The organism is Elizabethkingia argenteiflava (assembly GCF_009904105.1).
GTDB classification, from domain to species: Bacteria; Bacteroidota; Bacteroidia; order Flavobacteriales; family Weeksellaceae; genus Elizabethkingia; species Elizabethkingia argenteiflava.
This window is the reverse complement of the sequence record NZ_JAAABJ010000432.1, coordinates 1-798: the sequence shown is the minus strand read 5'-3', so window position 1 is coordinate 798 and position 798 is coordinate 1. Positions and strand designations below refer to the sequence as shown.

At 38.0% G+C, this 798-nt stretch carries 2 protein-coding genes; one reads left to right on the top strand and one right to left on the bottom strand.

What is annotated here, in order from left to right; genetic code table 11:
* Window positions 1-259 precede the first annotated feature (259 nt).
* The gene (locus GNY06_RS15150; protein ID WP_176589966.1) at window positions 260-415 is read right to left on the bottom strand and encodes a hypothetical protein; all 156 of its coding nucleotides are present in this window, start codon (window positions 413-415) and stop codon (window positions 260-262) included.
* A 59-nt stretch (window positions 416-474) separates the two neighbouring features.
* Between GNY06_RS15150 and GNY06_RS14820 the strand changes: the two genes are divergently transcribed.
* Window positions 475-798, top strand: a 324-nt coding sequence (locus GNY06_RS14820; RefSeq protein WP_176589965.1) for an RHS repeat-associated core domain-containing protein, incomplete at its 3' end; no start/stop codon positions are given.

The following is a 798-nucleotide window of genomic DNA, read 5'->3' as shown; positions in this document are numbered from 1 at the left end:
TCCCATAGGTAGTAAAAACGGCAGTATTATTTTTGTGAAATCAGAACTTAGTAACAGAAACATTTATGCTTCCTTTACTGGAGGATTTCAGCCAATTTTGATTTGCGATGATTTGTCTAGCTTTTTTTGTTTTTACAGTGTGGCAATATTTTTAATTTTCATAGATTTAATGAAACTATCCAATACGTGTAGGATATGGCTTTTTTCCGTGTGGTCCATTTTGTCTAATTTTGCCAATCGTTGTAGCATTACAGGGTCTTTAAACAAATCGGCTCTGTCGGTTTCCCTCTAATAAATAACCTACCTTAATATTTAAGTGATTAGAAATATTCTTTGCTACCTCAATATTGGGAGTCATCTCCTCAAGTTCGTACCTGCCTATTACCGGAATAGAATAATTGAGGAACTTCGCCAGCTTCTCTACATACCATAAAAAGGAGCTGCAAAAGAAACTCGGTATTCAGCTCAGAGGCATTGGGGACACCCTCGCATGCGTATGATAGTAGTGGGTCTTTAGTTTGGGAGCGAGAATTAGATGTTTATGGTTCCCTGAGAAAAGGAGACAATAGCTTTGTGCCTTTCCTTTATCAGGGGCAGTACGTAGATGTTGAAACAGGATTGGCTTATAATCGGTTTAGGTATTATGACCCTCAAATAGGTAATTTTATCAGTCAGGATCCCATTGGGCTACAAGGTGGAAATCCTACGATATACGGATACGTTTTTGACTCAAATACTGAAATAGACCCGTTTGGGTTGGATTGTAAGCAAAAAAGAATTGGAGATTGGGGTGAGAAT